The 24,879-nt window shown below is 70.1% G+C and carries 31 protein-coding genes and 1 pseudogene; 16 read left to right on the top strand and 16 right to left on the bottom strand.

Going from position 1 to position 24,879, the window contains the following annotated elements:
- The 6 genes from AB0I15_RS56060 to AB0I15_RS56035 all read right to left on the bottom strand — a co-directional run.
- A partial coding sequence (locus tag AB0I15_RS56060) for a lipid II flippase MurJ (RefSeq protein WP_358116371.1) occupies positions 1–1,349 on the bottom strand: 1,349 nt, incomplete at its 3' end.
- Entirely contained in the window at positions 1,346–2,629 is a 1,284-nt protein-coding gene (locus AB0I15_RS56055; protein WP_358116368.1) for an O-antigen ligase family protein, read from the bottom strand. The genes AB0I15_RS56060 and AB0I15_RS56055, both read right to left, overlap by 4 nt.
- Before the next feature lie 2 nt (positions 2,630–2,631).
- On the bottom strand, positions 2,632–3,867 hold the full coding sequence (locus AB0I15_RS56050; protein ID WP_358116365.1) for a sugar transferase: 1,236 nt from the start codon (positions 3,865–3,867) through the stop codon (positions 2,632–2,634).
- 509 nt (positions 3,868–4,376) lie between these two features.
- Positions 4,377–4,529 carry a hypothetical protein gene (locus AB0I15_RS56045; protein ID WP_358116363.1) on the bottom strand — a complete coding sequence of 51 codons (153 nt, stop codon included), beginning with the start codon at positions 4,527–4,529 and terminating at the stop codon, positions 4,377–4,379.
- Positions 4,530–4,936: 407 nt separating this feature from the next.
- On the bottom strand, positions 4,937–5,098 hold the full coding sequence (locus AB0I15_RS56040; protein WP_358116361.1) for a hypothetical protein: 162 nt from the start codon (positions 5,096–5,098) through the stop codon (positions 4,937–4,939).
- A gap of 2 nt (positions 5,099–5,100) precedes the next feature.
- Positions 5,101–5,337 carry an iron chelate uptake ABC transporter family permease subunit gene (locus AB0I15_RS56035; protein ID WP_358116359.1) on the bottom strand — a complete coding sequence of 79 codons (237 nt, stop codon included), beginning with the start codon at positions 5,335–5,337 and terminating at the stop codon, positions 5,101–5,103.
- A gap of 250 nt (positions 5,338–5,587) precedes the next feature.
- Here AB0I15_RS56035 and AB0I15_RS56030 point away from each other — a divergent pair, with 250 nt between their 5' ends.
- Positions 5,588–5,926 carry a VOC family protein gene (locus AB0I15_RS56030; RefSeq protein ID WP_358116356.1) on the top strand — a complete coding sequence of 113 codons (339 nt, stop codon included), beginning with the start codon at positions 5,588–5,590 and terminating at the stop codon, positions 5,924–5,926.
- Between the two features lie 238 nt (positions 5,927–6,164).
- On the opposite strand, the gene AB0I15_RS56025 is transcribed toward AB0I15_RS56030, so the two are convergent.
- Both AB0I15_RS56025 and AB0I15_RS56020 read right to left on the bottom strand, forming a co-directional pair.
- Positions 6,165–6,785: a C39 family peptidase gene (locus tag AB0I15_RS56025; RefSeq protein WP_358116353.1), complete on the bottom strand. Its 621-nt coding sequence runs from the start codon at positions 6,783–6,785 to the stop codon at positions 6,165–6,167.
- Positions 6,786–7,225: 440 nt separating this feature from the next.
- Positions 7,226–8,002 (bottom strand): helix-turn-helix domain-containing protein, encoded by a 777-nt coding sequence (locus AB0I15_RS56020; protein WP_358116351.1) that lies wholly within the window; start codon positions 8,000–8,002, stop codon positions 7,226–7,228.
- 93 nt (positions 8,003–8,095) lie between these two features.
- Here AB0I15_RS56020 and AB0I15_RS56015 point away from each other — a divergent pair, with 93 nt between their 5' ends.
- From AB0I15_RS56015 to AB0I15_RS55995, 5 genes are all read left to right on the top strand, one after another.
- Positions 8,096–8,737, top strand: a complete 642-nt coding sequence (locus tag AB0I15_RS56015) for a sulfotransferase family protein (RefSeq protein WP_358116348.1) — start codon at positions 8,096–8,098, stop codon at positions 8,735–8,737.
- Entirely contained in the window at positions 8,734–9,114 is a 381-nt protein-coding gene (locus tag AB0I15_RS56010; protein WP_358116346.1) for a hypothetical protein, read from the top strand. Before AB0I15_RS56015 ends, AB0I15_RS56010 begins: the two co-directional genes overlap by 4 nt.
- On the top strand, positions 9,111–10,346 hold the full coding sequence (locus tag AB0I15_RS56005) for an FAD-dependent oxidoreductase (protein ID WP_358116344.1): 1,236 nt from the start codon (positions 9,111–9,113) through the stop codon (positions 10,344–10,346). Before AB0I15_RS56010 ends, AB0I15_RS56005 begins: the two co-directional genes overlap by 4 nt.
- 63 nt (positions 10,347–10,409) lie before the next feature.
- On the top strand, positions 10,410–10,622 hold the full coding sequence (locus AB0I15_RS56000; RefSeq protein WP_358116341.1) for a sigma factor-like helix-turn-helix DNA-binding protein: 213 nt from the start codon (positions 10,410–10,412) through the stop codon (positions 10,620–10,622).
- Positions 10,619–10,930: a hypothetical protein gene (locus AB0I15_RS55995; RefSeq protein ID WP_358116339.1), complete on the top strand. Its 312-nt coding sequence runs from the start codon at positions 10,619–10,621 to the stop codon at positions 10,928–10,930. Before AB0I15_RS56000 ends, AB0I15_RS55995 begins: the two co-directional genes overlap by 4 nt.
- 14 nt (positions 10,931–10,944) lie before the next feature.
- Here the strand turns inward: AB0I15_RS55995 and AB0I15_RS55990 are convergent.
- Positions 10,945–11,826 (bottom strand): annotated as a pseudogene (locus AB0I15_RS55990) (AsnC family transcriptional regulator); the annotation flags it as partial.
- On the opposite strand from AB0I15_RS55990, the gene AB0I15_RS55985 reads away from it, so the two are divergent.
- The 3 genes from AB0I15_RS55985 to AB0I15_RS55975 are packed head-to-tail and all read left to right on the top strand — an operon-like array spanning position 11,719 to position 13,532.
- Positions 11,719–12,642 (top strand): MFS transporter, encoded by a 924-nt coding sequence (locus AB0I15_RS55985; RefSeq protein WP_358116337.1) that lies wholly within the window; start codon positions 11,719–11,721, stop codon positions 12,640–12,642. The pseudogene AB0I15_RS55990 and the gene AB0I15_RS55985 sit on opposite strands and share 108 nt — an antisense overlap.
- A 10-nt stretch (positions 12,643–12,652) precedes the next feature.
- Positions 12,653–12,901, top strand: coding sequence for a hypothetical protein (locus AB0I15_RS55980; protein WP_358116334.1), 249 nt, complete (start codon positions 12,653–12,655; stop codon positions 12,899–12,901).
- Complete coding sequence (locus AB0I15_RS55975) at positions 12,894–13,532, top strand: GNAT family N-acetyltransferase (RefSeq protein WP_358116331.1); 639 nt, start codon at positions 12,894–12,896, stop codon at positions 13,530–13,532. The genes AB0I15_RS55980 and AB0I15_RS55975 overlap by 8 nt, the downstream gene beginning before the upstream one ends.
- 48 nt (positions 13,533–13,580) lie before the next feature.
- Here AB0I15_RS55975 and AB0I15_RS55970 read toward each other — a convergent pair whose 3' ends face one another.
- The 4 genes from AB0I15_RS55970 to AB0I15_RS55955 form a co-directional block, all read right to left on the bottom strand.
- Positions 13,581–13,973 carry an ester cyclase gene (locus AB0I15_RS55970; protein WP_358116329.1) on the bottom strand — a complete coding sequence of 131 codons (393 nt, stop codon included), beginning with the start codon at positions 13,971–13,973 and terminating at the stop codon, positions 13,581–13,583.
- Between the two features lie 231 nt (positions 13,974–14,204).
- Positions 14,205–14,810 (bottom strand): TetR/AcrR family transcriptional regulator, encoded by a 606-nt coding sequence (locus AB0I15_RS55965; protein WP_358116326.1) that lies wholly within the window; start codon positions 14,808–14,810, stop codon positions 14,205–14,207.
- 77 nt (positions 14,811–14,887) lie between these two features.
- Entirely contained in the window at positions 14,888–15,115 is a 228-nt protein-coding gene (locus AB0I15_RS55960; protein ID WP_358116324.1) for a hypothetical protein, read from the bottom strand.
- A 145-nt stretch (positions 15,116–15,260) separates the two neighbouring features.
- A complete protein-coding gene (locus AB0I15_RS55955) occupies positions 15,261–16,871 on the bottom strand; it encodes an FAD-binding protein (RefSeq protein ID WP_358116322.1) in 1,611 nt (536 codons plus the stop codon).
- Positions 16,872–17,047: 176 nt separating this feature from the next.
- On the opposite strand from AB0I15_RS55955, the gene AB0I15_RS55950 reads away from it, so the two are divergent.
- The 3 genes from AB0I15_RS55950 to AB0I15_RS55940 all read left to right on the top strand — a co-directional run bounded on the left by AB0I15_RS55950 (position 17,048) and on the right by AB0I15_RS55940 (position 18,848).
- The gene (locus AB0I15_RS55950; protein WP_358116319.1) at positions 17,048–17,593 is read left to right on the top strand and encodes a winged helix-turn-helix domain-containing protein; all 546 of its coding nucleotides are present in this window, start codon (positions 17,048–17,050) and stop codon (positions 17,591–17,593) included.
- Positions 17,503–18,123: a transposase gene (locus AB0I15_RS55945; protein ID WP_358116376.1), complete on the top strand. Its 621-nt coding sequence runs from the start codon at positions 17,503–17,505 to the stop codon at positions 18,121–18,123. Before AB0I15_RS55950 ends, AB0I15_RS55945 begins: the two co-directional genes overlap by 91 nt.
- An 80-nt stretch (positions 18,124–18,203) precedes the next feature.
- Positions 18,204–18,848 carry a TetR/AcrR family transcriptional regulator gene (locus tag AB0I15_RS55940; protein WP_358116315.1) on the top strand — a complete coding sequence of 215 codons (645 nt, stop codon included), beginning with the start codon at positions 18,204–18,206 and terminating at the stop codon, positions 18,846–18,848.
- 419 nt (positions 18,849–19,267) lie between these two features.
- Here AB0I15_RS55940 and AB0I15_RS55935 read toward each other — a convergent pair whose 3' ends face one another.
- Positions 19,268–19,651 carry a hypothetical protein gene (locus tag AB0I15_RS55935; protein ID WP_358116312.1) on the bottom strand — a complete coding sequence of 128 codons (384 nt, stop codon included), beginning with the start codon at positions 19,649–19,651 and terminating at the stop codon, positions 19,268–19,270.
- A gap of 527 nt (positions 19,652–20,178) precedes the next feature.
- On the opposite strand from AB0I15_RS55935, the gene AB0I15_RS55930 reads away from it, so the two are divergent.
- Together AB0I15_RS55930 and AB0I15_RS55925 are read left to right on the top strand one after the other, a co-directional pair.
- Entirely contained in the window at positions 20,179–20,898 is a 720-nt protein-coding gene (locus AB0I15_RS55930; RefSeq protein WP_358116310.1) for a peroxidase family protein, read from the top strand.
- Positions 20,781–21,506 carry a peroxidase family protein gene (locus AB0I15_RS55925; protein WP_358116307.1) on the top strand — a complete coding sequence of 242 codons (726 nt, stop codon included), beginning with the start codon at positions 20,781–20,783 and terminating at the stop codon, positions 21,504–21,506. The genes AB0I15_RS55930 and AB0I15_RS55925 overlap by 118 nt, the downstream gene beginning before the upstream one ends.
- 145 nt (positions 21,507–21,651) lie before the next feature.
- On the opposite strand, the gene AB0I15_RS55920 is transcribed toward AB0I15_RS55925, so the two are convergent.
- Complete coding sequence (locus tag AB0I15_RS55920; RefSeq protein WP_358116305.1) at positions 21,652–21,960, bottom strand: hypothetical protein; 309 nt, start codon at positions 21,958–21,960, stop codon at positions 21,652–21,654.
- Positions 21,961–22,022: 62 nt separating this feature from the next.
- Positions 22,023–23,093, bottom strand: coding sequence for a membrane dipeptidase (locus AB0I15_RS55915; protein ID WP_358116303.1), 1,071 nt, complete (start codon positions 23,091–23,093; stop codon positions 22,023–22,025).
- A 177-nt stretch (positions 23,094–23,270) separates the two neighbouring features.
- Between AB0I15_RS55915 and AB0I15_RS55910 the strand changes: the two genes are divergently transcribed.
- Positions 23,271–24,491 carry an alpha-hydroxy acid oxidase gene (locus AB0I15_RS55910; RefSeq protein WP_358116301.1) on the top strand — a complete coding sequence of 407 codons (1,221 nt, stop codon included), beginning with the start codon at positions 23,271–23,273 and terminating at the stop codon, positions 24,489–24,491.
- Positions 24,488–24,879 (top strand): gamma-glutamyltransferase (locus tag AB0I15_RS55905; protein WP_358116298.1); only part of this gene is annotated, 392 nt, incomplete at its 3' end. The genes AB0I15_RS55910 and AB0I15_RS55905, both read left to right, overlap by 4 nt.

Raw genomic sequence — 24,879 nt, 5'->3', positions numbered from 1 at the left:
GCCCAGCCCGCCCCGGCGGCGGCCGTCGCGGACAGGACCAGCAGGCCGACCGGCTTGGCGGACGCGCGCAGCGGCAGCGCGACGATCCGTGCCCGCAACCGCACGAGCAGCAGCACGGCGGTCAGCGTGATCCCGGCGGCGTTGGCGGCGGCGATCCCCGTGACGCCCCACGACGGCCGGGCCAGCGCGGCCGTCGCGGCCAGGCCCGCGGCCATCGCCAGGGCCGGATACCAGCAGGCGCGGGCGCCGCAGAAGTACGCGCGGCATACGACGCCGACCACCGCCTGGCCGAGCAGCCCCAGCGAGTACACCTGCATGATCCGCGCCGTGGCCACGGTGTCGGCCTCGGTGAACGCGCCGTACCGCAGCAGCACGGTCACGATGTCCTGGGCGCAGACCAGCAGCACCGCCGTGGCGAGCAGCACGATCGCGGCGGCGGCGACCAGGTCACCGAGCAGCGTCCGGCGTGCTTGACCGCCGTCTCCGGCGGCGATGGCGCGGGCGAGCCGCGGGAAGCTCACCGTGGCCGCGATCAGCGACACGACCATCGCCACCTGGGCGATCTTCTGGCCGTAGTTGAGGTGCGAGATCGAGCCTTCGGCCAGCGACGAGCCGACGTACCTCTCGATGAAGACCTGGCACTGGCGCGCCAGCGTGAAGACCGCGACCGGCACGAAGGCGCCCCACGGCAGCGGCACGCCGCGGGCGGCCCTGCGGGGCCACCCCAGGCGCAGGGCGAACGCCGGGGCCTGGACGAGCACCATGCCGACTCCGCCCGCGGCCACGCCGATCGCGGCCCCATAGGCGCCCTGGCCGCTCAGCGCCCCCACGCAGGCCACGATGCCCGCGTTGTAGGCGAGGTAGATGGCGGCCGGCGGCGCGAACGCGTGATGCGCGCGCAAGGCCGCGCTCATGTATCCGGCCAGGCCGAACGTCAGGATCGTGATCGAGGTCAGGCGCATGCAGTCGACGGCGAGGTCGGCCCTCGGGATGGCGGGGGCGAGGGCGCCGACCAGCCACGGCGCGCCCACGGCGGTCACCGCGCTCAGCGCCGCGAGGGTGAGGCACAGAGCCGGCAGCGTCGACGACACCAGCTTCCGCGGGTCGTCGCCCGCCTCCATCGCCCGGCTGAACAGCGGGACCAGGACGAAGGCCATCGCTCCTTCGATCAGCAGGGGCGCGGCGGTCTCCGGGATCGTCCAGGCGACGAGGAAGGCGTCGGTCTCGGCGTCGGCGCCGAAGGTCGTGCCCAGCATCAGGTCCCGGACGAAGCCGAGCACGGAGCCGAGTCCGACCAGCAGGGCGGTGACGCCGATGGCCTTCATCGCGGGCGAGGTGGCCGTCGTCATCGCGTACCGCCGACGGCGGTGGTGACCGGCCCGAGGCCGGGCACCGGAGGTGTCTCGCGGCGGGCCACGAGTGACAGCGCCAGCCCCAGCGCCACGGACATGACCAGCGTCGGGGCGCCGCCGATGTCACCGTAGGCGAAGTCGACGAGCTGCCAGGCCAGGAGTCCGGCCGCGATGAGCGAGCGTTCCCGTACCGCCCACCACGCCATCGCCCCCAGGCACCCGGCCAGGGCGGCCAGCCCGAGCAGCCCCTGCTCGCTGAGCGTCAGCAGGTACATGTTGTGCGGGGAGAGCAGGGGCCGGCGCTGGTAGCCGTTGACCGGGTCGTCGGTGTCGCTGCCGGAGGACAACTCGATGGGCGCGTACGTGTCGCGCAACTGGGCGAACCTGCGCGGGCCGGCCCCCGTCACCGGGTGGTCCCGCCACATGTCCACGGCGGTCCGCCACAGGCTGTACCGGTCGCGCAGCGACTGGTCGGGCTGTGACACGGCGGAGGCGACCGAGTCCAGCCGCCGTCCCAGCACATCCGCCCCCGTGCCCACGCCGAGGGCCAGCACGATCGCGCCCGCCGCGCCGGCCAGCACGACGCGGGCGGCGAGCACGCGGCTGTGCAGGAGGAGTACGACCAGCGCGGCGCACAGCAGAGCGAGCCAGGTGCCGCGGCTGAGCGACAGCGCGAGCGGGAGGCAGAGCAGAGCGGCCCCGCCCAGGGCGGCGGCGCGGCGCCGGCCCCGCAGGGTCAGGCCCGCGGCCAGCAGGATGATCGTCCCGTGGCTGACCACGCTGGCCATGCCCATCACATCCGGCGCGCCGAACGTGCCGACGGCCCGCACCTGCTCGCCCGCGTACGACGCGCCGGTGCCGGTGAACGCCTGGACACAGCCGACGAGGCCCTGCACCGTGGCCGCTCCGACGAGCGCCCCGCCCACGATCAGCGTGTCCGTACGGTCGCGGACCGTCACCCAGACGGCCAGCGGAATGACCACGAACACCTGGATGTACCTGACATATCCCGGCAAGCTGGCCAGCACGTCGGACGAAGCCAGTGCCGAGATGCCGGCCGCGGCGGCGACGGGGGCGAACACCAGGGCCCTGGCCGGCAGCCTGTCCGTCCGCGAGCGGGTGAGCAGGACGGCGACCGCCACCACCGCCAGCACGGCCGACGCCACGTCGGCGGCCGTCATCCGCAGGCCGGAGGACAGGTCGTCGTGCCTGACGGGCAGGCAGGTCAGGAGCACCAGCACGGCCGCCGGCAGGCTGGGCCGGAAGAGGGCGCCCACGCCTAGCTCCCGCCCTGGCGCAGCAGGCACCACACGGTCCGCATCATGATCTTGACGTCGGAGCGGAGGGTCCATTCGTCGATGTAGTAGTTGTCGAAACGAGCGCGGTCCTCGATCGAGGTGTCACCCCGCAGCCCGTGGATCTGAGCCCAGCCGGTGATCCCGACCGGCATCCGGTGCCGCAGGTCGTAGCCGGGGATGGTCCGGGAGAACTCCTCGACGAAATGGGGGCGTTCGGGCCGGGGGCCGACGATGCTCATGTTGCCCTTGAGCACGTTCCAGAGCTGCGGGAGCTCGTCGGCCGACGTCCTGCGCAGCGACCTGCCGATGGGGCCGACCCGGTGGTCGTCGGCGATGCTCCACAAGGTCGCGGACTCGTGCGGGTCCGCGGACCTCATCGTGCGGAGCTTGATCAGCTCGATCGGCCCACCCCTGAGACCCACGCGCTGCTGCCTGAAGAGCAGTTTCGGGCCGACCTCGGAGCGGACCATCATGGCGCAGACCGCGAGGATCGGCGCGGTCGCGACGATCCCGGCCAGCGCGACCGCGACGTCGAGCGCGCGCTTCAGGGGCCAGGAACCGCGGCGCTGCGCCTCCGGACGCATGCGGAGCAACGGGAAACTACGCACGTGCTCGCGCAGCGTGACGAAGTCGACGATCAGGTCGTCCGGCTCGGGCGCGAGATACACCTCGCAGCCCAGCGCCCTCGCCGTCCGTGCGAACGACCGCTGCGCCGTCCCCGCGATGACCACCGCGCGCACTCCGTGGGCCTGGACGACGTCGGTGACATCACTCGGCCTGCCGAGCACGGGCAGGCCGCGGTTCTCGCCGGCGCCCTCGTCGAGGAAGCCCACGGGAAGAAGCCCGTGCTCCGGATGGGCGAGCAAGCTGGCCGCCAGCCTGTGACCGTGCGCGCCCGCGCCGATCACCAGGGTGGGGACGGACCTCCCGCGCTCACGGGCCCTGCGGACCACGAGACAGAGGACGCTCCTGCCGCAAAGGGCGAGAAAGGTGAAGAGCAGCGCGGACAGCGTGACCTCGGTGAGTGACGCCGTACCCCAGAAGGCCGCCAGGACGGTGACCAGACCGGATCCCGCGACCCAGAGGCCACGGTCGAGGCTGGAGGGCACGACCCGCGGCGCGTAGACACGGCCGATGCCGTTGAGCGCGAACACGACGATCGCCGCGATGGCGATTCGGGTGATGTCCTGTTCCGCCTGGGCCGCGGTGAACGCCATGCACATCACATCGACGCACACCAGGCCGAGCGGCTGGACGGCCCGCCGATGCCCTGACCTCTGGGCTCCGGCCCGCCATGCGAACGGGCGGCCGCCCCGGATACTTACAACCACTGCCTCTCCGGAATAGCTAGTTTGACCAGGTCAACTGTTGATCAGCCGACCCGATCGGCGCGAAGGCCGATGCCTGCCCTCCTGTGTTCTCGCCGCCCGCTCGCGGACGCGTCCGCGAGCGGGCGAAGGGGCGCCCGCGAACGTGCCGCCGGCTCTGCGCGGGCCCGCCCGCTCACGTGGTCGGTCGCGCAGGTGGCGCCGGAGCGGATCCGCTCACGGCCTGACGATCGCCGGCCGGACCCGACCGTGGTGCTCCCGGTCAGCGGTGCGGCGTCAGCACACGGCGGCGGTACGCGGTGCGGTGCCGCCGGGCCGGCGGTGTCCGCCTCGATCGCGCGGCATCATGGGTCCGCATCACTGCCCCGAGACGGCGGTATCGGCCGATCGGCAGCCGGTCAGCCGAAACGCGGCAGGCGCTCCGGCAGCGGCAGACATCGCTCGTGCTCGCGTGCGAGGAACCTGGGAGCGGCGTGCGCGGCCACGCCGACAGCCGGGATGAGACCGGTGGCGGCCGGCGCGCGGCCGTCCTCCAGGATGCGATCCAGCACGGGAGTCCTTCGGTTCCAGAGAGATGCGTCATCACCGAAAGTAGGTTCACGCAGGCGGTTGCGTCACGAGCCACCCCGCATCGGCACAATCAAGATTTCTTGGTCGAGCGCAAGTGAACCTGTGGCGCGCATCGGACGTCCCGATCACGCCCTCGCCCGGCCGACGCTCGAGGCCGCACCTACCGGAGCTCGCCGGCGCGCCCGGGAATGTCCGCCACGGACTCCCCCGTGATCTTGGGCAGCCTACCTTTCGCCGGCGGCATCGACTTCGCCGGCGACGCGCCGAAGCCGGCCACCGACCTGATGCGGGCCGGCCGGCGGCCCGCCGAGACACGCACGCTCGGGGAGCCGTCCGGGGCCCCGGCGTGGAAGACCATTCCCTCCTACCACCTCGCCGCACGCAACGATCAGGTGCTCCCCGTCGCGGCACAGCGGTTCATGGCGCGGCGGGCCGGGTCGAAGATCCACGAGGTCGGCGCCTCGCACGTCGCGATGATCTCGCAGCCCGCGACGACCGCCCCGACCATCAGCGCGACGAGCACGAACAGCCAGCCGCGGAAACGGTGCACGTTCAACCCCATGGAGGCGGCCGCCTCCTCCCCGCCGGCAGCAAGTTCAGCGGGCGCGACACGCCGAGCAGCGTCACCGTGCCGAGCAGCACCGCCGCTCCCGGGATCGGCACCAGGCCCCAGGTGGTGCCGCCGAACCCGCCCAGCATCCAGCGCATCGCCGACTCTGCCTCGCGCGGGTCGTCCGAGGTGATGACGAGGTAACCGGCGATCGCCGAGAGCACCTCGGCGGTCGCCACTCTTATGCGAGCTTTCACCAGCCGCCGGCGGGGCGCACTGACGCGACCAGGAGCAAAACCGCGGAAGCGCCACCAGGGCGTGTATCGAAAGCGCCGGTCATAGCTCTGAGGCAGGGGAAAACCGCTACTTCAGCGGTGGATGTGGCGAGTACGGTGTGGCTGTGGCCGGTGATCGCGTGCGGCGGCGGCTCACGGAGACAGACGCGCGGACGCGAAGGAGCGAATGGTGCCAGGCGCTGTACTGCGAGGGGTGACTCTGGACTGTGCCGACCCGCAGACGCTGGCGGGCTTCTACGGTGCACTGACCGGGATGCGCGAACTCTTCAGTACGGACGAGTTCGTCGCTCTGACGGACGACTCCGGCTGTGATCTGGGGTTCCAGCGGGTTGACGGATACCGGGCTCCGCAGTGGCCGGGTCAGGACGTGCCACAACAGTTCCACCTGGATTTCCGCGCTGACGACCTCGATGCGATGGAAGAGCTGGCCCTGGAACTCGGCGCGGCCAAACCGGACCATCAGCCCGGCGACAAACGCTGGCGGGTGCTCCTGGATCCGGCCGGCCACCCCTTCTGCCTGACGTCTTCCTGACATCACGCCATGCCCTACGGTGATGCCGCGTCCGCCGGTGAGATCGACGGCGAGCCGGACCGTCATGCGGTGGTCTGCGCCGTGGACACCAGCCGTGGGCGATGCGACGGCTCTCGTCATCAGGAGCATGGCGTCAAGGTGATTCAAGCGCAGCATCCGGACGCGGGCCGGGGTGTTCCTGACGCTTCTCCCGCGCACAGGACGCCGTCCGTGCCGGCGTCCTGGCGAGCCGGCAACGTCAGAGTTTGGCGACGTAATACATGTTGCCACCTGGCTGGAGGATGCCGGCCAGGGTGGAGGCGCTGATGGTGTGCGTGCCGCCGGTCGGCTTCCACGGGTCGTAGACCGTGATGGTGCCCGCCGTCTTGTCGTAGCCGTAGGCGATGATCGCATGGCCGACCTTGGTGCCCTTGATCTTGCCCTTGTTCCAGGGCAGCTTCTCCATCCACACTGCGAGCACCGGTGCCCGGTGCAGGTCGCCGATGTTCCCGGAGACTCGGTTCATGAGCACGATCGGGTTGCCGTCCGCGTCGGTCGGACTCGTGTATCTGTAGCCGCGCGACTTGACGTAGGCGTTGATCACCGGCAGGGCGTTCGAGCCCTTGGTGCCGCCAGAGGCGGTCGTCTTCATCTTCTTGGCGAGGGTCGACTGGCTGACGGTGATGCCGAAGGTCGACAGGCTCATCGAGGACGAGGCGGGCACACAGAAGTAGTTGGTCTGCTGTCGCTGCCCCTTGAGGCTGAGTTTGTACTTCCGTGGCGTGAAGAGGCCCCTGGGCGTCGCGGTGGAGGTCGGGGACGGGGTCGCGGTGACGGTCGGGGACGGTGACGGGGTGGGGGATGCGTAGGACGGAGACACAGCGGTAAAGCCCAGGGCGCCCATGGCCGTGGCAAGAGCGATGCCGGTTCTCGTTCCACGGTTCTTCACTTGATCACTCCACGCACTACACAACGACTGACAGTGGTCAAGGAACGTAGTTGATCTGCCATGAGTGTGCAAATGGGTGCTCATGGTGACAGAACAACGCAAGGGACGGGCATACGGACCGCCTGGGCCTCCGCCGGCACCGCGTGACCGGCATCCGCTCCACCGGCTTGACGGTCAGCCCGCTGCTGCGCCGATGGCTGGTGCGTGCCGGAATGTGGCGGTCCCCTGAGGTGGGCTCTCCCCTTCCGAAGGGCGAGCCTCAGAGACATGGGGAGGTGCGGTGGCCGCCGTGTTCCCGTCCTTCCGGCGATCATCCCCGCCTACCGCCTGCCCCTGGCCCGCCTGGCGGCTCCGGCACGAGAGGGCCTGCGTCAGGGGGTGGCGGCGCGGAGGAACGCCTCGGCGAAGGTCCGTGAGACCTCTTCCACCGGCGGCAGTACGTCGTCGCCCAGCGCCTCCCGCAGCGCGGGGCGGAGCAGCATGTGCCCGGCGAGCGGGCCGACCATGAGCTGGATGAGCAGCGGCAGCGGTATCGGCCGCAACCGGCCGGCCTGGATCTGTGAGGTCAGCAGGGTGCCGAGGCTGGCGAACATCCTGGGCAGGTTGGCCTTCAGCATCCGGGCGGCCGTGCCGTCGGGGCGGCTGAACAGGTCGCCGAAGATGGCCGGCAGCACCCGCGGCTCCCGCGAGAACGCCTCGACGAGCGCGCCGTAGACCGCGTGGACGGTCTCCTCGATCGAGTGCGGGGAGCCGGCGGCCAGCGTCTCCAGGCTGAGCACCGGCACGTAGCGGTCGAACATGCAGGCCAGCAGGCCGTCACGGCCGCCGAAGATGGCATGCAGGCTGGTCGGCGAGCACTGCGCGGCCGCCGCGACGGCGTCCATCGTGACCGCGCCGAGCCCGTCTCGCGTGATCAGCACGGCCGCCGCCTCGATCGCCCGCTCGCGGACCGGCGGCCGTCCGCCGGGATCGACGCCGGCCCGCCGCACCGCCTCGTCGAGCAGTGTCCGGGAGCCGCCGAGCCGCCTCAGCAGGGTGCTGCGGGAGATGCCCGCCGCTGCGGCGATCGCGCTCAGCGGCACTTCGGCCACGTCTTTGCCGAGTTGCGCCGAGGCCGCCAGCGCGGCATCCACCAGGGCTTTGTCCACGGCGTCCAATGGTACTGCTTCCTATCTGAACCTCATATGTGTATCGTCTCCAGTAGAGTTTCATCGAACGATGAAATCCTCCAAGGAGCAGCCATGATCGATGTGATCGGCGCGGGCCTGCCGCGTACCGGCACCACGTCCCTGAAGGCGGCGCTGGAGCGGCTCGGCTTCGCTCCCTGCCACCACATGCAGGACATCGCCGCCCATCCCGAGCAGGCGCAGCGGTGGCGGCAGACCCTGGACGGGCCGGTCGACTGGCCCGCCGTGCTGCGGGGCTACCGGGCCGCGGTGGACTGGCCGAGCGCCCACTTCTGGCGCCCGCTCGCACAGGCATACCCCGACGCCAAGGTCATCCTCACCGTGCGCGACCCCCACGCCTGGTACGCCAGCCTCCGCGACACCGTCTTCGCGCTGCTGCACGACCCCGGCGCGGCGCCCGCCGAGCTCCAGCCCGTGGTCACCGGCATACGACCGTTGCTGGACCACATCTGGCGCGACACCTTCGGCACGACACCGGCCGACCCGATGCCCGAGGAGAGCCACGCCGTGGAGATGTTCCGGCGGCACACCGCCGACGTCACCGGGGCGCTCCCCGCGGATCGCGTCCTGACCTACGAGAGCGGGCAGGGCTGGGGGCCGCTGTGCGACTTCCTCGGCGTGCCCGTACCGGACGAGCCCTACCCGCACCTCAACGACCGGCAGGCCGCCCGCACCCGCCTGCGGGAACCGAGGTGAACCTCCGCGTCCTGCTCACCCTGCACGCCCTGGTCACCTTCGCCGCGGGTGCGGTGCTCATCGCCGCCCCCGGCCTGATCCCCGGCGCGGTCGGCGTGCGCGTCACGCCGGACGCCTACCTCGTGTGCTACCTCCTGGGAGCCGCCGAACTGGCCATGGCGTTCCTGTCGTACGCCGGCAGAGACCTGCGGGATCCCGAGGCGGCGCGTCTCCTCACGTGGACCATGATCGTGTTCCACGCCTGCACCGCCGCGGTCGAGGCGTACGCGTTCGCCCGCGCCACGGCTGACCCCGCGATCTGGGCCAACGTGGCCCTGCGCCTGGCGGTCATCGCCCTGTTCGGCCAGTACGGACTCCGCCGGAAGGAACAGTCATGACAGTCGACGAGAGCACCGGCGTCCTGGTGTGCGGCGGCGGCCCGGCCGGCATGATGCTGGGCCTGCTGCTGGCCCGCGCCGGCATCGGGGTCACCGTGCTGGAGAAGCACGGCGACTTCCTGCGCGACTTCCGCGGGGACACCGTGCATCCCGCCACCGTCCGGCTCATGGACGAGCTCGGCCTCGGCGACGGCTTCCGTGCCCTGCCGCAGAGCCGCCTGGGCAACCTGGCGCTGCCCGCGCCCGACGGGAGCATGGTGACCTTGGGCGACTTCGAGGCGTTGCCGGAGCCGTACAACTACGTCGCGATGATCCCGCAGTGGGACCTGCTGTCCTTCCTCGCCAAGGCGGCCGGCGAGGAGCCCGGGTTCACGCTGCGCATGAACACCGAGGCTACCGCGCTGCTGCGCGACGGCGAGAAGGTCACCGGGGTCCGGTATCGCACAGCGGACGGCCGCGACGGGCGCATCCGCGCCGAGCTGACGATCGCCTGCGACGGCAGGCACTCCACGCTGCGCCGCGACGCGGGCCTGGTGCCCAGGGAGTTCCGCGTGCCGTTCGACGTCTGGTGGTTCCGCCTGCCCAGGCCGGCCGGCGAGCGGGAGGCGCCCGCCGCCGTGACACCGGTCGCGCGGGGCCCCGAGGCGCTGATCTCGCTGGCCCGCGACGACTACTACCAGGTGGCGTACTTCACCGCCAAGGGCTCCGACGCGCGGCTGCGGGCCGAGGGCATAGAGCGGTTCCGCGAGCGCGTCGCCCACCTGCGCCCGGACTTCGCCGACCGGGTCGGCGGGCTGGCGAGCATGGACGACGTGCACGTGCTCGACGTCCGGCTCAACCGGCTCGGCCGCTGGCATCTCGACGGGCTGCTGCTCATCGGCGACGCCGCGCACGCCATGTCGCCGGCCGGCGGGGTGGGCATCAACCTGGCCATCCAGGACGCGGTGGCCGCCGGCACCATCCTGGCCGGGCCGTTACGCCGGCACGCCGTCACCCGCGCGGATCTCGCGGCCGTGCAGCGGCGCAGGTACCGGCCCACCGTGATCGTGCAGAACGGTCAGCGGCTGCTGCAGCGGGTCATGTTCGAGAAGCAGTTCGCGGGCAAGCGCTCCGGGCCGCCGAAGTCCATGCTCTTCCTCAGCCGCGTGATCCCCGGGTTCCGCAAGCTCCCCGCCCGCTTCATCGGCTTCGGACCCCGCCCGGAGCACGCCCCCGGCTACGCTCGCCGATGAACGGGAGGCGGCTCCGGGAACACGGGCCGGCTTCATCGGTGGGTCGATCGGCTGAGCGCCGAGGTGGCGGTCGGGCGGCTGGCCAAGGGGCTGGCCGGGCTCTCAGCAGGCGAGCGGGACGTGGTGCTGCTGGTCGCGTACGGCGGGTTGAACCACGCGGAGGTGGCCGCCGTATTGAAGATCGCTGAGGGGACGGCTGAACCGGGCCAGGACCAAGCTGCGTGTGACGGTGGGGGTGGAGGCGTGATGAGGAGTTCGAGTTCATCGACCGGGTGACGCCGGACGGCCCGCCACCCACCCCGCAGCAGGTGGCCGCGGTACGCGCCCGGCTCACCCGGGGCCGCCGCCCCTCGCTGGGCGGATGGAAGGTCATGGCGCTGGCCGCGGCGGCGGCGTCCGCGTCGCGGCAGACGACGAAGGCGACCACGTTGGCCGGCCCGGTGGTCGCGGCGGCGAAGCCGATTTCCGGGTGTGTGGACAGGGCGTGGGTGACCGTGGCCAGCGCGGCCGGGGCGATGGTGAGCCACAGCATGGCTTCGGTGGTCTGGTCGAACAGCAGCGGGTCGATCTCGACGTCGAAGTAGAGGATGTTGGCGCGGCGTAGCTGGTCCAGGCGGCGTCGGACGGTGGTCTCCGACCAGCCTGTGGCACCGGCCAGGTCCGGGTAGCCGGCGCGGCCGTCCTTGGCGAGTTCCGCGAGGAGCCTGTGGTCGGCGTCGGTGAGCTCGACGGGGTGATCGGTGCGGGGGCAGGGTGTTGACGCGGGCCGCAGGTCGTCGATCTGGTGAGGGCTCAGGGCGGCGGTGCGGCCTGGCCAGCCGGTGGTCCCGGCCACGGCGCGGAGCAGGCAGTGCGCGGTGACGGCCGTGATGCGCGGTGTGCGCGGCAGTTTCTGCAGCAGCAGGTCGCCGTCCTTGGCCGCGCCGCTGGTCCGGGTGATGCAGGTGATCTCGGTGCCGCCGGAGATGAGGCTGACCCACGAGGTGTCCTGGCGCGGCGCCAGTGCGGCTGCCACGGAGGTGGCCGCGTCGGGCGTGCATCGCAGGCGGACCAGCCAGTCGACGTGGCCCAGAAGCCGGCCGTGGGGCAGGCCCACCACCCGCAGGGCCCCTGCTGAGCGCAGCCGTCGATACCGGCGGGCGATCGTGCGATCGGAGGTGCCCAGGACGGTGGCGATGTGGCTGAACGCCGCGCGGCCGTCGATCTGCAGGGCGTGCACCAGCCGCCGGTCGAGCTCGTCAAGCGTGAGTGGATCCACCGAAAGACCGTAACAGTGTGTCGGATAGCGCCATGTTCGGCGCCCCAGACGCCTGCCGATCGGGCTGTCTGCCAATCTCTCCGCGACATCGCCATCGTGAAGAGGTAAGGGATCATGCGTAAGTGGTCGCCGTTGCTGGCCATCTCGTTGAGCACGTTCATGCTGCTGGTGGACCTGACCATTGTCAGCGTCGCGGCACCCGCCATGGCCGGCGCGCTGCATGCGTCGTTCGCGGCGTTGCAGTGGACCATTGACCTGTACGTGCTGGTGCTGGCCGCCCTCATGATGGCGGCCGGGTCGATCTCGGACCTGCTCGGGCAGCGCCGGGTCTTCGTCGCCGGCTTGGTGATCTTCGCGGTCGCCTCGCTGGCCTGCGGGATGGCGCCCGACACCGGCGTGCTGATCGCCGCCCGGGGCGTGCAAGGTCTGGGCGCCGCGGCCATGTACGCCACCAACGCGGCACTGCTCGGCAGCACCTACACCGGCCGGGACCGATCGGTGGCCTTCGGCGTGTGGGGGGCGGCCAACGGCGCGGCCGCGGCGGCCGGGCCCATTGTGGGCGGGCTGCTGACCGAGCACGTGGGCTGGCGAGCGATCTTCCTGGTCAATTTTCCGGTCGCCGTCGTCGCCGTATGGATCGCCCTGCGCGCGATCGCCGGGGCCCGTGGTCCGGCAGGCGGCCGGGTGGACCTGCCCGGGACGGCCGCGTTCACCCTCGCCGCCACCCTGGTGGTCTACGGCCTCATCCGCGCTGGTGAGCATGGCTGGACGGATCCGGTCACGGTCGGCGTCCTGGTCGCCGGAGCGGTTGCCGCCGTGGCTTTCCTGCTGGTGGAGCGGGGCCGCACCCATCCGATGATGGATCTGTCGCTGTTCCGGCAGCCGTCCTTCTCGGCCCTCATGTTCGCCGGGGCGGCGCTGACGGCGTCCGCGTTCGCCCATCTCGTGTTCGTCTCGCTGTGGGCGCAGTCGGTTCTCCGCGACGGTGTCCGCTGGACAGGCCGGACGTGTGCTGGCCGGCAGCGGCTCATTCGCTGACCCGGGCGCCGTGGCCAAGGAGCTGACCGGCGGCGCGTACCCGGAACTGCTCGCCCAAGCCTCCACCGGCACGCGATCGGCCGTGGGACACCTCCTGCGCAGCGCCTACGCCTCGGGGCTCGATGGGGTCTTCCTGCTCAGTGGCATCGTCGCCGTGGTCGCCGGCGGCGCGGTGCTGGGGCTGGTACGACACGCGCCGGCCCGTTCCGAGCAGCCTTCGGCACCGGACACCGTCGCCGCGGAGGGCCTTCATGGCTGAGCACTCCCCATCACACGACCGCTGGCCACTGCCGGCGGCGAGTTCCGCACCCGGATCGGTTCTCCCCCTCGGCCCTGACCGCCGTCTCGAGGCACCCGGCGCCGCCACCGGCCGCGACGATCTGATCCAGATCAGACCGGTTCGCCGGACAGAGCTTCCGCTCCTGCGAGACATCGAGCGCGCCGCCGGGCGTTGGTTCCTCGACATCGGCATGCCGGAGATCGCCGACGACGAGCCGCTGTCGCTGGACGAACTCGGCCGCTACCTCGCCGCCGGCCGGGCCTGGGTCGCCGTTGACCCCGCGGACGTGCCGGTCGGCTACCTCATCGCGGACCTCGTCGACGGCAATCTCCACATCGAGCAGGTCTCGGTACATCCACGCAGCGCACGCCGCCGTGTGGGACGCCGCCTCATCGACCACCTTGCCTGTCAGGCGGCAGCCGCCGGGATACCGGCACTCACCCTCACCACGTTCACCCACGTGCCGTGGAACGGCCCCTACTACGCCCGCTGCGGGTTCGTGCCCCTCGACGACACCCGCCTGCCACCCGGCCTGCGCGCCGTACGCCGCCATGAGGCCGCACACGGCCTGGATCGATGGCCCCGCGTGTGCATGCGCCGAGACCTGTGAGACCAACCCGCTCCGCGTCGAGCTCCGTGTTGGCCGAGCCTGACCGGGTCAGCCTGCGAGTTGCTTCTGCAGGGCCTCGGCGTCGTGGATGGCCGACATGTGCAGGAACTTGCCGTCGCGGATCCTGTAGATGGCGTACTCGACGATCTCGATCGACTTGCCGGTGGGAGCCGCCCCGAGCCACTCCTTGGCCGGGGTGCCGGTGTTGATCAGACGGGCGGCGAGGCTGTCGCCGTTGATGGCGAGCTCCTGGGTCTCCCAGTGGAAGTCGGGGACCGCGTCGACGATGCCGTTCAACTGCGCGACGACGGCCGCGCGGGAGCTCGGCTCGCTGTGCAGGACGATGGACTCGTGGACGAACTCGTCCATGCGGTCGAACTCGTGCGCGTTGAGCACCTCGATGTAGCGCTGGTAGAAGTCGCGCAGGTCGATGTCGGACATGATGACCTTTCTGCCGGATGGTGATGACGCACGACGCCATCGTTGAAGGGGGCAACCTTGATCCCGCGACTTCTATTCCAAGCGGTACATAAGTCGGTGCGTCGTGAGAAGAACGCCTCCTCGCCGAGAGAGCGATCCGGTAAGCGCGGCCGACGTGGCCCTCGGTGAGGCTCTGCGCGGATGCGTGTCGGACGCCTGCGCATCCTTCAGGTCGGCGCAGTCGCGCACCCGCTATGGCTGCCAGCCGCGCAGTGCCGTGTCGGCGATGTCCTGGAGTTCGTCGTGACCGAGGCCGCCGGCGGCCTGGACGGCGATGCCGTACGCCACCGTCATGATGTACCGGGCGAGTCGCCTAGCGTCGGCGTCGCGCGGGAGGTCGCCCTCGTCGACGGCGCGCTGGAAGCGCTCCTCGAGGCGTAGGCCCGCATCGTTGCGCCAGCCGACGAGCAGATCGTGCGCGGGTCGGCCTCCGTCGCTCGCCGCCAGCGCGCCCTGCACGGTCAGGCATCCGGCAGGGCCTTCGGGCAGGGTCGTGGTCCGAACCGCTCCACGGAGGATCGCCTCGGCCACCCCTCGTGCGGTCGGCTCCTCCAGCGCGCGTGTCGCGTAGGAGGCCGGCCCCTCGACGTAGCGCTCCAGCGCCCTGCGAAAAAGCTGTTCCTTGTTGCCGAAGGCCGCGTACATGCTCGTCTTGGTGATCCCCATGGCCCCGGTCAGATCGGAGAGGGTCGCCCCCTCGTATCCCCGCTCCCAGAACACCTGCATGGCGCGCTCCAGCGCCTCGTCGATGTCGAATTCCCGGGGCCGGCCCATGACAGTGTTCCGGGAGTCACCCATGCCACAACTGTACTCCTCAGTACCGATCGGCATTGAGCAGCAACGCGTCGTCGGCCGTCGGCGCGGCCGCCTGATGCTCAGCCGGCGGCGAGGATGCCGTCGAGCAGCACGTCCAGAGCCCAGTTGGCCCGCTCCGCGCCATCGCCGGAGACCAACTCGTCGCCGAGGCGCGCGATGTTCGGAGCCTGGGCCGGGTCCACCCCGGCGATGGCCGAGGCGATGGTGGCGATGTCGCCGCTCGCGTGCCGGGAGGGTCTCGGTCCGCTGTGCTCGACCGCGCTGGCGGTGGGGAGCAGCAGGAGCATGTCGACACCACAGGCGGCGGCCTTGTCGGTTCAGGTGTTTGCCTTGTCGTTCGTAGCGCGGAGGACGCGGAGCAAGATCAATGACTTTCAGGGGTTTCACGATAAGCTTCCCTCGCCTCCCCCTGGGGGGCTGCTGCTGGTGACGTCATTCCCCCAAGGGCTCGATGGAAAGGGCATGGCGGAAGATGTTAAGCGGGTCCCAGCGGGATTTCACCTCCTGGAGTCTCCGATAGTTGTCCTTGTAGTACAGCGTCGACCATGCAACCCCTGACTTGTTCCAGCGTGGGTCGGCGAGATCCTTGTCGGGATAGTTGATGTAGCTGCCGTCATTGATTGGGCCCGATGTCGGTACGCCTCCGGTGTCGGCGTACATGTCGTAGTAGAACTCCCGCAACCAGCTGATGTTCTTGGCGTCGTCCTGCGGGGTTGCCCAGAAGGACTCGTATGCCACTTTCAACACCGAGTCGCGCTGTGCCACGGCGGTGGCTGAGGACGCGACCGCGTTCACCCTGCCGCCGTAACCGATCAGCAGCATGACGCCCTGCGGATTGTCGAAGTCGGACCTGGACAGGTGTCTGTAGGCAGTGGATATTTGCCGATCGGTGAAGGACTTACGTAAATACGCCGCCTTCATCTTGTAGCGGCGAGTCAGCATGTCACCACCGTCGCGGTCGCCGGGCCAGACCGTGGCGTGCAGCCAGGGCACGATGCTGGGCTCAGGCGCAATGGGAGTGACTCCTACGCCATCGCAGATGGCCGAGACGTACTCGTCGTACCGCCGCCGGCCATCCCGGGTCGTGGCGTCGCACTGGATGAAAAGGGCGAGAGCACCAGCCGACCGGTGGGTCACGGCGAGCACGCTGTACAGACCTGCGTAAGGGGAATCCGGATCGCTGTTGCGTTCGTGCCAGGTGCCATGATTGGAGATCAACCGGGCGAAGGACCGCGCGTCCATGCTCGACCATGGCCAGACGATCGTGCTGATCAGAACCGATGAAGGCGGTCGCGGGAGAACAAGAGCGGGATCTGTGGCGATGGCACCTGGTGAACGCATCCAATACTTGGTCACCACGCCGAAGTTCCCGCCGCCTCCACCCGTGTGCGCCCACCACAGATCTCTGTTCGGATCCGCGTCTTCCCGGGTCGCGACCACGGTGCGGGCGCGACCTGTTCTGTCGACGACGACCACCTCGACGCCGTAGAGGTGGTCGACCACTGAGCCGTGCCTACGGGACAACGAACCGTAACCGCCGCCGCAGAGATGCCCGCCGACGCCGACAGTCGGCGCTGACCCGGCCGGTATGGTGACGCCCCACCGCTTGAACAGTGTGCGATAGACACCGTCCAGCATCGCGCCGCTCTCGATCGCGAATGCGCGGCGCCTGGCGTCGTATGAGACTTCGGCCATTTGCGACAGGTCGACGACCGCTCGTACCGACGAATTTGCCCAAAAGTCTTCCGCGCAGTGTCCGCCGCCGCGTACAGCGATTCTTTTCCCGGCCGAGACCGCCTTTTCCACCGCGGCCACCACCTCGTCGGTTGATGTGGCGACGTGCACGTAGGTCGGCGTGCCGACGAATCGATGGTTGTTGCCCCGCACGAGATCGGCGTATCGGAGGTCGCCGGGGGTGATGTCATGTGGGGGTTGAACGCCGTGCACACGCGCGGCTATTGCGGCGGACGCCGATGGGGACGAGGCGAGCCCGGCGGCCGCGACCGTGCCGATCAGGAATCCACGACGGTGCACATCGTTCATGCGTTCCCTCCTTGAGAAACTCGCGACGAAGCGCGGGATCGTTGATTCATCCGGCAGCTCCATACTTACACCTGTAAGTGCCACCGAGCATACAGGTGCAAGTACAGAGGTTGAAAGTCTGAGGTGTCACCGCTTGGTTGCATGCTTGCGGCGGGGTTCGGGAGTATGTCGGTGGGATGCGTTATCCGGATGGTGGTGGTCTGACCCCGGCGGCGCGAGCCAAGCGTGAACAGGTCCGCTTGGAGGCTGCCGGGCTGTTCGCCGCGGGGATGTCGCCGCCCCAGGTGGCCAAGAGCCTGCGAATCTCACGCAAGTCGGCCTACGTCTGGCACCGGGCCTGGCGCACGTCAGGGGCCGAGGCGCTGGAGTCGAAAGGACCGGGCGGGCAGCGCTGCCGGCTCAACGATACGCAGATGGAGCGGTTGGAGGCGGTGTTGGACGCCGGTCCGGCCGTGTGGGGATGGACCGAGGATCAGCGGTGGACACTGGCGCGGGTGACGGTCCTGGTCGGCAGGTTGTTCCATGTCTCCTACACCCCGCGCGGGATCTCCTATCTGCTGCATCGGCTGGGCTGGAGCCCGCAGGTTGCCCGGCGCCGCGCCGCCGAGCGTGACGAAGAGGCGATCGCCACCTGGGTGAAGGACACCTGGCCGCTGGCGGAACAACGGCGCGGGACCAGGACGCGTGGATCTGCTTCGCCGACGAAGCAGGCCAGTCCCTGAGGCCACCCAAGGCCCGCACCTGGTCCCGCCGCGGGCACACCCCCACCGTCACCGTCTCGGGCAAGGGCTCCGGACGGGTCAACCTGGCCGGGCTCATCTGTCTCAAGCCGGGACAGCGGACCCGGCTCATCTACCGCATGAGGATCTACCGGCGCCGCAAGAACGAACGCAAAGGGTTCAACGAGAGCGACTACGCCCGTCTGCTGGATGCCGTCCACCACCAGCTCGGCGGCCCGATCGTGCTGATCTGGGACAACGTCAACATCCACGTCGACGCCCGGATGCGGAGTCTGATCGATGCGCGCCCGTGGCTGACGGTGTTCCGCCTGCCGACCTACGCGCCTGAGCTCAACCCCGCCGAGATGGTGTGGTCGCACCTCAAACGCGGCCTGGGCAACCTGGCCCCGTGCACCCTCGATGAGCTCGCCGCGATCATCCGCAGCCGACTCAAGCAGCTGCAGTACCGCGCCGACCTCCTGGACGCCTTCCTGGCACACACCGACCTGATCCCGAACCCGAGATCGACATGAAACCCCGAACTTTCAGCCTCTGTAGAGGGCCGGTCAACGCCGGCGACCACGCAGGATAGGTTTCTCCTTGAGGAGGTGCGGTGGAGACGAGGCGTCAACCCCTGACCAAGGAACGGATCATCCACGCGGCGCTGCAGCTAGGAAGAGAACAGGGACTCGACGGCCTTTCCATGCGCCGGGTCGCCCGCGAACTAGGCGTCGAAGCGATGTCCCTGTACAACCATGTGCCGAACAAGGCCGCGATCATCAACGGAATGGTGGAACACGCCTTCTCCTGCATCACCCTGCCCAGCCGCGACCTGCCATGGACCCAACGGCTGCGCGTGCTCGGCCACAGCATGCACCAGGTCTTCAGCGCGAACCCCATCGTGGTGACCATCATCGCCACCGGCTTGGGCAGTCCCCGGTCCCTCGACGGCCTTCTCCCGATCGAAGAGATCCTCGCCGCCATGTACGCGGCCGGGTTCGAGCCCAAAGACGCCCGCCGCAGCGCCGACGCCCTGACAGCACAGATCTTCGGCGCCATTCAGCTCCAGCCTGCCTGGACCATCAACCCCGAAGTGGACCAGGACGAACACAACTGGCTCCAGCAACACATACGCCCCGACACCCTGCCGCATCTCCACCGAACCCTGCGATCCGAACACTCTCCCGGCAGAGCCCAGGACTTCGCCTACCAGCTAGACCTGCTGATCGCCGGCCTGGCCGCCAGAGCCCCACAATGACTGGCGGTTCGGGCATCGACCCCAAACCGCACCAAGGACTGTAAACGGCTCTGTCGCACTTCTTGCAGTCCCGACCACACAGCTGTTTCGGAGCCGGTCAGGAACCGCTCGGGCATGGCCCTGCCGTGCGGAACCTGCTGCCGCCCACCGTGGCCGTCATCGGCGGCAGCACAGCCGTGCTGCTGGAACCGGCTGGCATCCAGCCCGCTGGTGCGGTGGCTGCGGTGGTCGCAGGTCTGGTGGCCGGGCTGCTCGCCGTCCGGTTCGACGACTTGGCCCACCTGATCGGAGCCCCCCTCACCACCGTCAGGTTCCTGACAAGACCGCGCACCAGAAGGGGCGTCGCGCGCCGGGCAGGACGAGCAGGGACAACCAGCGTTCGGCGAGCCGTTTACCCAGCTCGCCGAGCAGCCCGCCCATCATGGCAACCGGTCCCGCCGCAGCGCCCGGCCGGCGATCCGGCACACCGGGACCTCCACGGTGTCCTCGGCCCATACGTAGCGGGAGCAGTGCCCGTCCGGGCAGAGGTAGACGACGTCCATGGGGACCGGCGGGATGCCCGCCACAGCCGGGCCGTGGTGCCGCGCCGAGTGCCCGTACACGCCGAGCACGTCACCGGTCGCCATGATCGCCTGGTGCAGCGCGTCGAGCGGCTCCTTCACGTCGTGCCCGGCCCGGGCGCCGGCCACGACACGGTCGACCAGCCCGCCGGATTCGCCCAGGTCGGCCCGGATACGATCGGCCTGCTCGCAGACGAGCGCCAGCCCGTCCTGCCATGGTTCGGATGCCGCCTCAGAGCCCACCGCGTCTCCTTCGCGCAGGACACCGCCTCCAGCAGTGCCATCCTCACCCATGCGCCGGGCGCGAGGAAGTGCTTTCGCCGGGGAGAGATCGCAGGTCCCGTTCCGCTGCCGGCACGTTCCAGGTCCGGACGACCACCCGCCCGAACGTTTTCCGCCCGGCCGGCGCCTTTCCCCGGTCCGTCCAGGTGACAATTCCTCTAATGCGATTTCCCCCTAGGGGATAATCGCCCCCAAGGGTGACTTGCCCGAAGTTATCCATTGACGCTCCAGGAGTGGAAGAACAGCATTGCCGCGATGCGTGCAAACGCTTTCCACCTGGAGGTTCATGGCAGCTTCCATGTTCTCTCGGCACACCGCCGGATGGTCCCAAGATTCGTCAGTCCAGGAATTGTGGTTTCCCGGAAACCGTGCTCCCGGATGACGACCCCGCGACCCGGCCCGCCATTCTCTCAACGCGCCGGAGAGGAAGACGGTGCACCCCTCGCGGAGACAGATGTTCGCGAAAAAATACCGCATGGAGACGCCAGATGCACCAGCACCCTCATCCCGTCACCCGACGCCGCTCCCGCCACCGGACGTCGTTCTCCATCGCCTGCGTGACGCTGCTCGTCCTCAGCGGGGTCGTCACCGCCCCCGAAGCACTCGCGGCCGTGCCCTTCGAGGTCGAAACGCTCGACGGCACCGGCAACAACGTCGCCACCCCCGCGTGGGGCAAGGTGGGCACCGCCTACTCACGGGTGGCGCCGGCCCGCTACGCCGACGGGGTCAGCGCTCCCCGTACGGGCCCGAACAGCCGTTTCATCAGCAACCGGGTCTTCAACGACGTGGACCAGAACGTCTTCTCCGAGCGGCGGATCACCCAGTGGGGCTTCGTGTGGGGCCAGTTCCTCGACCACACGGTGGGCCTGCGCGACGGCGCCGGCCCGACCGCGACCGCGGCGAACATCCCGTTCAACGCCGGTGACCCGGTCGAGAGCTTCGCCAACGACCTCGGGTCCATCGCGTTCAGCCGCTCGGCGGCCACCCCGGGCACGGGCACCGGCACCGGCAACCCGCGTCAGCAGACCAACACGGTCAGCTCCTACCTCGACGCGTGGGCCGTCTACGGCGGCACCGACCAGCGGCTCGAATGGCTGCGCGAAGGCCGGTCGACGGCAACCTGGCCAACAACGGTGCCCGCCTGCTGCTGCCGGGCGCGTACCTGCCCCGGCGCACCAGCAGGGGCGACGCCGCGACCGCGCCCGTGATGGACGCGGACGGCCGGCTGCGCGCCACCCCGAACAACGCGATGGTCGCCGGTGACGTACGGGCCAACGAGAACATCGCGCTGACCGCGACCCACACGCTGTTCGCCCGCGAGCACAACCGGATCGTGTCGCTGCTGCCCGCGTCGCTGTCGGAGGAGGACAAGTTCCAGATCGCCCGGCGGGTGGTCATCGCCGAGCAGCAGTACGTCACCTACCACGAGTTCCTGCCCGCCATGGGCGTCAACCTGCCCCTCTACACCGGCTACAAGTCCAACGTGAACGCCAACCTCAGCAACGAGTTCGCCACCGTCGGCTACCGCGCGCACAGCCAGATCCACGGCGAGGTGGAGTTGGAGACCGAGGCCGCCCGCTACACGGCCGCCCAGCTCCAGGCCTTCGCGGACCAGGGCATCGAGGTCGCGGTCGAAGACGGCGAGGCCGAGCTGGCCATCCCGCTGAACCTGGCGTTCTTCAACCCCGACCTGGTGCCCGCCGGCCCTCCAGCTCGGGCCGCTGCTCCAGGCCATCGGCCTGGAGTCCGAGTACAAGAACGACGAGCAGATCGACAACTCGATCAATCTGAAGTCAGAGTGCGCCAGGAGGTATGAATCGTCAACAAAGGGGGGATGGCTCCCTGTTCAACCTGTGTGTGGCCGCGAAACTTTCATGGGGCGGTCAGGGACGGATGACGCCCAGCAGGCGGTTGCGCCAGGAGACGTCGAGCGCGACCACAGAATCACCAGGTGGAGGCGCTCAGAAGAGGGGCTTGTCGTCCCACGGCCACTTGAACTCCGGGTCCTCTTTACGGTCGATGCGGAACCCCTCATCGGACCGATACTTCTGCCCGCCCTTCTCGCCCGTCAACGGCTCCTTGCCTCGGTTGAGCCTGTCCAGCCACTCCTGCTGGCTCATCTTCGACAGGACCGGCTTGAGCCCGTTCAGCGCCCACTGCAGGGACAGCGCCGCCCGCTGCCACTCATCGACGTTCCTGCCTGCAACGAACGCGTCGGCTGCCTCACGGATACTCTGTTTGGCCTGGTCGATCAAGAATTCGTTGTCCACGACATGACGCTATGCGGTGGCCCCCGGCTCGTCATCGTTGTCCACGACACCCTTCCGTACCCCTATGTCAGCGCCGCGTCACGGGCATCCCCCTTCGTCGTCCCGGCGGGTACGCCCATGACCTGTCGCAGGACGCGCATCACGTTGCCGCCGAGCACCTTCCTGATGTCGGTCTCGGCGAACCCGCGCCGGACCATCTCCTCGGTGATCTTGGGGAGGTCGGCCGGACGTTCCACCTCGGCCGGAGTGAAGCCGCCTTCGAAGCCCGGCACCAGTTGCCAGCCGTCGAACGCCTTCTGGAAGTAGTCCTCGATGAAGTCGGGCCCGATGCCGACGTGGTCGATGCCGGCCACCGACGCCATGTGCTCGATGTGGTCGACGACCCGCTCCGCGCTGGGGTTGACCGGGTCGATGAACATCGGGATCGCGGCCGCCACGCTGACCACGCCGCCCAGGTCGGCGATGCCCTTGAGCTGCTGGTCGCCGAGGTTGCGGTGGATGCCGGTGATCGCCAGGCAGGCCGAGTGCGTCGCCAGGAACGGACGGGTGGCCAGCTCCAGCACGTCCTCGACGCCGCCGAGTCCGAGGTGACTGATGTCGAAGACGACGCCCAGGCGTTCCATCTCCTTGAACACCTCGATGCCCTGGGGGGTCAGGCGGCTGCGCGAGGTGTCGTCGAAGCCGCTGCCGTCGGCCAGGAACGTACGGCCGTAGTGCGCCATCGACACGACCCGGACGCCGACGCGTTCCATGGTCCGGATGAGGCGCGGATCCTGGCCGATCGCGTGCGCGCCCTCCAACGCGATGATCAGGGCGATGCGGTCCGTCGCCAGGGCCGCGTCCACGTCCGTGGCGGTGAGGCAGATCGCCACGTCGCCGACGTTCTCCTCGGCCAGCTCGTGGATCCGCTCGATCAGGAGCAGCGTGCGCCGCAGCGCGCCCTCGCTCTGGAACTGCTCCTCGATGCAGATCGGCAGCACCTGGACGTTCACCCCGCCGTCGCGGAGCTGGGGCAGCCAGTACTCGGCGAAGTGCTGCCGCCGGTAGCGCTGGTCGTAGTGGTCGACCAGGAGGATCAGGTCGTTGTGCGTGTCGACGACGGTGGCGTGCTGGTGCAGGGCGCGCGCGTCCATGGGGATGGCTCCTTGGATGACGGGCTGGTTCCCGGCTGACACTAGGAAGGGCGGCGTTCCGCCGACATATGCAGGTGTCGCAGATCGGCGCCCGCTTTTCCGACCAGCGTCCCGTCCGCCGGGCGGCGCGGCGACGGCACAATGGCGCGACGCAACCACACGGAAGGCCTGATAGCGGTGTCGAAGCGACAGTTGCCGCGATGGTCCGGGCTCCGGCCCCTGCTACGGCGCCGGCCGTTCGTCGCCGATCCCGTCGAGCGGCGGCTGAGCCGCGCCCACACCGTCGCCGATCTGCGGGCGCTGGCGCGCCGCCGGGTGCCGCGATCCGTCTTCGACTACGTCGACGGCGCGGCCGAGAGCGAGATCAGTCTCGGCCGGGCCAGGGCCGCCTATCGGGACCTGGAGTTCCATCCGCGCGTGTTGCGCGACGTCAGCTCGGTGGACACCACGGCCGACGTCCTCGGCTCAGCGAGCGCCCTGCCCCTCGTCCTGGCGCCGACCGGGTTCACCCGGCTCATGCACCACGAGGGCGAGACGGCCGTGGCACGGGCCGCGGCGGCGGCGGGCGTGCCGTACACGCTGTCGTGCATGGGCACCACCTCCGTCGAGGACCTCGTGCGGGCCGTGCCGGACGGGCGCGTGTGGTTCCAGCTCTACCTGTGGCGCGACCGCGAGGCGGGCCGCCGGCTCGTCGGGCTGGCACTGGCGGCGGGTGTCGAGGCGCTGGTCCTCACCGTGGATACGCCGGTCGGCGGCGCCAGGATGCGGGACGTGCGCAACGGGCTGACGATCCCGCCCACGCTGTCGCCGCGTACGCTCGCCGGCATGGCGCGCCACCCCGCTTGGTGGGGCAACCTGCTGACGACGGCGCCGCTGGAGTTCGCGTCGATGACGTCGTGGAACGGGACGGTCGAGGAGCTCGTGGCCACGATGTTCGATCCGGCCGTGGGGCCCGCCGACCTGGCCTGGCTGCGGGCGGAGTGGCCCGGCCGGCTGATCGTCAAGGGCGTGCAGAGCGTCGCGGACGCCGAGCTCGTGGTCGACGCGGGCGCCGACGCCGTCGTCGTGTCCAACCACGGCGGCCGTCAGCTCGACCGCGCGCCGACCCCGCTCGAACTCCTGCCCGCCGTCGTGAACGCCGTCGGCGACCGCGCCGAGGTGCTCATCGACACGGGGATCACGACCGGCGCCGACCTGGTGGCCGCCCGCGCCCTGGGCGCGTCGGCCGCGATGGTGGGCCGGGCCTACCTGTACGGGCTGATGGCCGGCGGCGAGCGGGGCGTGCGCCGGGCACTGGACGTTCTGAGCAGGGAGGCCGGCCGTACGCTGCAGCTACTCGGCGTACCCCGTATGGAGGACCTGACCACCGAGCACGTCTCATTGAGGAGGACCCCATGACCCCGGTGCCCGCGCGCCCGTCGCGCCCGAATCCGGCTCACGTGGCCGCGCAGGGCAGGAACGGCATGATCTCGACCTCCCACCCGGCGGCGACGCAGGCGGGTCTGGCCGCCCTGCGGCGCGGCGGCAGTGCCGTGGACGCCTATCTCGCGGCGGCGGCCGTGCAGACGGTGGTCGAGCCGACCATGACGACGCTGGCCGGCGGCCTGGTCGTCACCGTGTACGACCCGGCGACCGGCCGCAGCCGCGCGATGGCGGGCGTCGGCGTACAACCGGCGGCCGAGGACGGCGATCTGGACGAGGCCGCCCGCCGCTCGGGCCGCACGGTCGTCACCCCGGGCTGGGTGCGCGGCGCGCACGCCGCCTGGCAGGAGTGGGGCCGCCTGCC

This window comes from Nonomuraea sp. NPDC050643 (genome assembly GCF_040654715.1).
Classification (GTDB): domain Bacteria; phylum Actinomycetota; class Actinomycetes; order Streptosporangiales; family Streptosporangiaceae; genus Nonomuraea.
This window is presented reverse-complemented; position numbering and strand designations above follow the sequence as displayed.